We start from the raw sequence: 5,446 nt of genomic DNA, 5'->3' as shown, positions 1-5,446 counted from the left end.
GGAAAATCCTCGCACGTAAACCCGCAACTATTCTTATACGAGACCGTTAGCCTTCATTATGACCAACCATTAGCAAATATGAAATTCTTCAGAAAAATTAGACAAAAACTACTTACTGAAAACAAATTCAGCAAATATCTGATTTATGCGATTGGCGAAATTATACTTGTAGTTATTGGAATTTTGATTGCGCTACAAATAAATAACTGGAATGAAATCAATAAGCTAAGAAAGATTGAAATCAAAACGCTTAAGGAATTGAAGTCAGACCTCAATCAAAACATCATTGAAATAAACAGTCACATTGGTTCTTTAGAGGATTGCAAAAAATCCAATGAGATTATCATCTCTCATATGGAAAACAATCTATCCTATCATGATTCGTTAGACTATCATTTCTCGAATTTATATCCTTTTATAGTATTCCTTCCTGTTCAGACTACATTTGATAATCTAAGTCAGAACGGCATTGAGTTAATTTCTAATGATTCTTTGAGATCCCAAATCACGATGCTATATGGAAATGAGTTTAGCGCATTTAGAGCTTTTGAAAAAACATATTTTGTTGAACACTATGACAACTATATTAAACCCATATACATTAAGGAATTTGAAACATTTGAATTGTTTCAATCACTAAAACCACGGGATTATAATCAGCTAATGGCTAATTCTGAATATATGCAGATATTGAATTATACAGTGAATAGCTGCCAAAATTTCATTAAAATTCAAAATCGGCTTATTGAAAGTGTTAATAGATTAATTATAAATATTGACAATGAAATATCGGATCAAAATGTGTTAAAAACGAAAGCACAACAATGTGGCTAAAAGCCACTAAGCTTCATACACCAAACGTTACCCAAGTTTATTAGAAATCCTTTGCATCTCCTGACTCACCCTTTTCTGAACAACCTTTCCATAATACTCCTGGGTGATCTTCATGCTGCTATGCCCTAATAGCTCACTTACAATCTCCATTGGTACATCATTGTATAATAATACAGTAGATGCAAAGGTCTTTCTTACCATGTGGTGGCTTTTTAGCTTGTTTATGCCCACCTCAACTGACTTCAAATAAGACTCTGTAAGCTATGATCTATATGCATCCTATAGCTTTTACCGGAACAGTAGTGAAGAAGGTTATGGGACTATCCGAAAGCTATGTAGTAGTCTGCTATGAAGTCACCGCCCTCATTTTCTACTATCCCAAACTCCCCGTGTTTGCTGGGATTCGTTAACTTAACTTATATTAATAATATCTTATCTTAGTTCCACATACAAAAGATATATAGATCATATGATCTATATCCCTACGTTAGCCTTCATTTTAACCAACAACAAAACAATGAAAAATTTATTTAGAAATAACCCTTACCTCATTCTTTGTTTAAGCATCACTCTTTTTACAAGTTGTAAAAAAGAAACTGTATTAAGTGATGAAAATTTAGCCATATTCTCAGAATCTGTAAATTCCGATGATTTTAGACATCATATTGCTGTACTTGCACACGATAGTCTAAAGGGTAGACTTCCAGGAACTCCAGATTATGATAAAGCAATGGCCTATGTTGCAAATCAATACAAAGAATTTGGACTTAAACCACTTGGAGAGAAAGAGACAAGCTCCTATTATCAAACTTTAACCTTGCGAAATTCTGTCGTTGAAAATGAGCAGTCTTTTATGATTTTAAATGATCAGGATAGCTTACAGGTTGGTGAAGATTATTTTTATTGGGGGAATGCCAATGAGGTTTTAACCGAGTTTTCAGGAAATCTGGTTATCGCTGGTTATGGCATCAAAGCTCCAGAATATGGTATTAATGACTTTGAAAACCTTGACGTAAAAGGAAAAATTGTAGTTCTATTTTCTGGGGCACCAAGCTCTTTACCAGCAAGTGAAAGAGCTTATTTTGGTAATAGAGCAACCAAAATAGCGACCTTAGATAACTTAGGTGCGGAAGGGTTTCTATTCGCAACAGCACCTGATAGAGGTAGTTCTTTTAATAGTATTTACAATAGATTTAAAGACCGAGGTCTTAAAAGTGTTTTATTACCTAGTGGCAAAGCTTTAGGAGTATCTGACTTGGGCACTCATTTAAAATTTGGAGGCTATTTAAATTGGATAACTTTATCAAAACTCACAGGTATCACCTCTGAAAATTGGGAGAATTACAAGGAAAATGGTGAGGCTATAAGCCAGCCATCAAAAGCTATTCATCTAAAAGGAAAGGTTATATCGGAATTTGAAGAATTTGAAAGTGCTAATGTTATAGGCCTTTTGGAAGGAGAAGAATTGAAAGACGAATATATCGTTCATACAGCACATTTAGACCATGTTGGTATTGGCAAACCAGTCGATGGTGATTCTATTTATAATGGTGCTCACGATAATGCCTCAGGAATAAGTGCCATGTTAGAAATTGCTAGACTCTATAGTAAATTACCCTCAAAACCAAAGCGCTCCGTTATTTTTGCTGCTGTTACAGCAGAGGAAATGGGCTTATTAGGCTCAAAGTACCTAGCAGTTAATCCTCCTGTGGATCAAGAAAAAATTATAGCCAATGTCAATACAGATATGCCAACATTAATTGCTCCATTGTTATCTGTAGAGCCTTTAGGTGCTGAACAAAGTAGTATTATGGAAGTAGTTAAAAGATCTACAAACCAGTTGAATTTGCAAATAGATCCAGACCATGCTCCAGAGCAAGTTAGATTTGTACGAAGCGATAATTTTAATTTCGTATTAGAAGGTATTCCAGCGTTACGCATGAAAGCAGGTTTAAAAACAGAAAACTCAGAAACCGGATTGGATTCTATAATTAAGGCGTTTACAGAACAACATTACCACAAACCATCCGATGAATTAAATGACGCTATGTTTAATTTTAATGCTGCCAAAACGTATGTGAGATTGCAGTTTATGAATAGTTACCTCATCAATGTTTCAGAAGAAAAACCAACTTGGAATGAAGATTCCTTCTTTAAAAAGTTTAAAAAATAAAATTTCAACTCCTAAGCAAGTGAATTTTAGAAATTAAGGAATTATTGAACTAAGAAATTAAAGAAAAATAACGAAAGGCTAACACCGTGTATAATTAATGGCTAGGTATAGCCTACTTACGAAAATCCTATCAGATTTTCTATTCAGTTTGTATTTACTAAATTAGTCGCTTAATCAACGCAAACAAATCATACACAAACCGTTGTGGTTCATTATCAAACAGAAACTAACTTAAAACTATAAAACATGAAAAATTTAATATGTATTGCTTTTGCATTTTTTATTTTCCAAGGGTGTTCGAATAATGGGAAAAAGCAGACTTCGAATATCGAAAAAAGTAGTTATTTTGATTATTCCAATAAAGATGACCAAATTACTGGTGGGATTAAAATGATTCCTATAGAAACGCCAAAAGGCACTTTTAATGTCTATACAAAACGTATGGGAAATAATCCCAAAATGCGTGTATTACTGCTTCACGGTGGTCCTGGTGGAACTCACGAGGAATTTGGAAACTTTGATGGTTACTTGCCAAACGAAGAAATCGAATACATTTATTACGACCAACTCGATTCCTATTACAGCGACAAACCTAACGATTCTACACTCTGGACTACCGAACATTTTGTGGAAGAAGTAGAACAAGTCCGAAAAGCATTGAACCTTAATAAAGACAATTTTTACCTGCTCGGTCAATCTTGGGGTGGTATGTTGGCCATGGAATACGCCTTAAAATATCAGAAGAACCTAAAAGGACTTATCATTTCAAATATGATGGCAAGTGCTCCGGCTTATACCAAATATGCCAATGAGGTTTTAGGAGGACAAATGGATCCTAAAGTTTATAAGGAAGTTATGGATATGGAGAAGAACAATGATTTTGACAATCCGAAATATGGCGAGCTTTTAATGAATAATTATTATACCGAACATATTTTGAGAATGCCTTTAGAAAAATGGCCAAAATCAATAAACCTACTTTTTGAGCATTTAAATCCAAATATTTATATTTTCATGCAAGGTCATAGTGAATTTGGAATGACGGGTAATGCATCCTTAAAAAATTGGGATGTGTCCAATAGACTAAAGGAAATTAAAGTACCAACCTTAATGCTTGGTGCCAAATATGACACGATGGATCCAAAATATATGGAGTGGATGGCTACAGAAGTGCAAAACGGAAGAAGTGTGACTACAAACGGAAGCCATTGTTCTCAATTCGACGACCCTGAAACATATTTCCCTGCACTAGTAACATTTATTAAAGATGTAAATAGAGGGGAATTCAAATAAAACGAACCACAACACACTGTATAAGCCATTGCTGGGCCTATGCTTATCTGGAAAATCCTATCGGATTTTCCAGTGCAGTTGTGTACTTTTAATGGCTCATACCAAGACACGCAACGGCTCATACACAAAACCGTTGTGCTTCATTATCAGAAACCGCTAACCAATGATAAAATTCTTTAGAAAAATTCGCCAAAAAATGCTGACTGAAAATAAATTCAGTAAGTATCTGATTTATGCAATCGGAGAAATAATACTTGTCGTCATTGGAATCTTGATTGCGTTGTCAATTAATAATTGGAATCAAGACCGTATAGCACATAGAGAAACCGAGGTCTTATTGAGTAATCTTAAGTTAGAAGTTGAAGAGAACATCAAAGATTTGAAAGACCAACAAAATTTATTAAAAGTTCGAAAAGATTGGGCAGATTTTATACTCAAATCACTTGACGACCAAAAAGTAATAGATTCCACAATGTTTATTACCGCCATAACAAGGGTTGGTTGGATTATGGATTACTCTCAAATGCTTCCTACCTATACTGAAATTGTTAGTTCTGGGAAATTATCATACATTAATTCAGAAAATCTTAAAAACGCGTTAGCGAATTATCAATCACAAGTTGAATTGAATCAGCAAATTACATCATCTTATAATCCTGCCTTAAAGGAAACCGAAAGATTGGCTATTGGGCACCTTAATGGAATGCCTGAAGCTTCTAATTTAATTAATCCTGTCTCATCTTATAAGGGAATAAGTTTTGATTTAAAGTCAATAGCTACCGATACCGAATTCTATAAAAATATAAAACATATTTCTTTTCAATCAGCTATGACCATTGATTATATAAGCGACCAACTTATAACAAGTACAGAAAGATTAAAAAGTTTAATAGACGATGAAATTAAAAGCTATTCAAAGAATAGACAAAATGTACAACATAATTAATTTAAAACTGAACGTAAAAAAAATAACGAAAGCACAACAAAGTATATAAGCTATGGCTTGGTCTGTCCTCACTTGGAAAATCCTGCGGATTTTCAAAAGACAGTTTTTATCTGGAGAGGTTCGTGTTAAAACACGCCACAGCTCATATACATCAACGTTGTGCTTCATTACCAGAAACCGCTAACCAATGATAAAATTCT

General features: G+C 34.0%; 5 protein-coding genes. 4 read left to right on the top strand and 1 reads right to left on the bottom strand.

What is annotated here, in order from left to right; genetic code table 11:
* On the top strand, positions 1–834 hold an 834-nt coding region (locus V7719_RS18700), incomplete at its 5' end, for a DUF6090 family protein (protein ID WP_442969109.1).
* A gap of 27 nt (positions 835–861) precedes the next feature.
* Here V7719_RS18700 and V7719_RS18695 read toward each other — a convergent pair.
* Positions 862–1,065 carry a tyrosine-type recombinase/integrase gene (locus tag V7719_RS18695; RefSeq protein WP_335634732.1) on the bottom strand — a complete coding sequence of 68 codons (204 nt, stop codon included), beginning with the start codon at positions 1,063–1,065 and terminating at the stop codon, positions 862–864.
* 286 nt (positions 1,066–1,351) lie between these two features.
* Between V7719_RS18695 and V7719_RS18690 the strand changes: the two genes are divergently transcribed.
* The 3 genes from V7719_RS18690 to V7719_RS18680 all read left to right on the top strand — a co-directional run bounded on the left by V7719_RS18690 (position 1,352) and on the right by V7719_RS18680 (position 5,246).
* On the top strand, positions 1,352–3,007 hold the full coding sequence (locus tag V7719_RS18690; protein WP_335644697.1) for a M28 family peptidase: 1,656 nt from the start codon (positions 1,352–1,354) through the stop codon (positions 3,005–3,007).
* A gap of 246 nt (positions 3,008–3,253) precedes the next feature.
* A complete protein-coding gene (locus tag V7719_RS18685; protein ID WP_335731461.1) occupies positions 3,254–4,300 on the top strand; it encodes a proline iminopeptidase-family hydrolase in 1,047 nt (348 codons plus the stop codon).
* Positions 4,301–4,496: 196 nt separating this feature from the next.
* Positions 4,497–5,246: a DUF6090 family protein gene (locus V7719_RS18680; RefSeq protein WP_335731460.1), complete on the top strand. Its 750-nt coding sequence runs from the start codon at positions 4,497–4,499 to the stop codon at positions 5,244–5,246.
* Positions 5,247–5,446 lie beyond the last annotated feature (200 nt).

It is taken from the genome of Psychroserpens sp. (assembly GCF_036960315.1).
Taxonomy (GTDB): domain Bacteria; phylum Bacteroidota; class Bacteroidia; order Flavobacteriales; family Flavobacteriaceae; genus Psychroserpens.
This window is presented reverse-complemented; position numbering and strand designations above follow the sequence as displayed.

What these genes read in the sequence shown, in the direction of transcription:
- V7719_RS18690 (WP_335644697.1), top strand. Translation starts at nt 1,352, where the DNA reads ATGAAAAATTTATTTAGAAATAACCCTTACCTCATTCTTTGTTTAAGC.
- V7719_RS18685 (WP_335731461.1), top strand. Translation starts at nt 3,254, where the DNA reads ATGAAAAATTTAATATGTATTGCTTTTGCATTTTTTATTTTCCAAGGG.
- V7719_RS18680 (WP_335731460.1), top strand. Translation starts at nt 4,497, where the DNA reads ATGCTGACTGAAAATAAATTCAGTAAGTATCTGATTTATGCAATCGGA.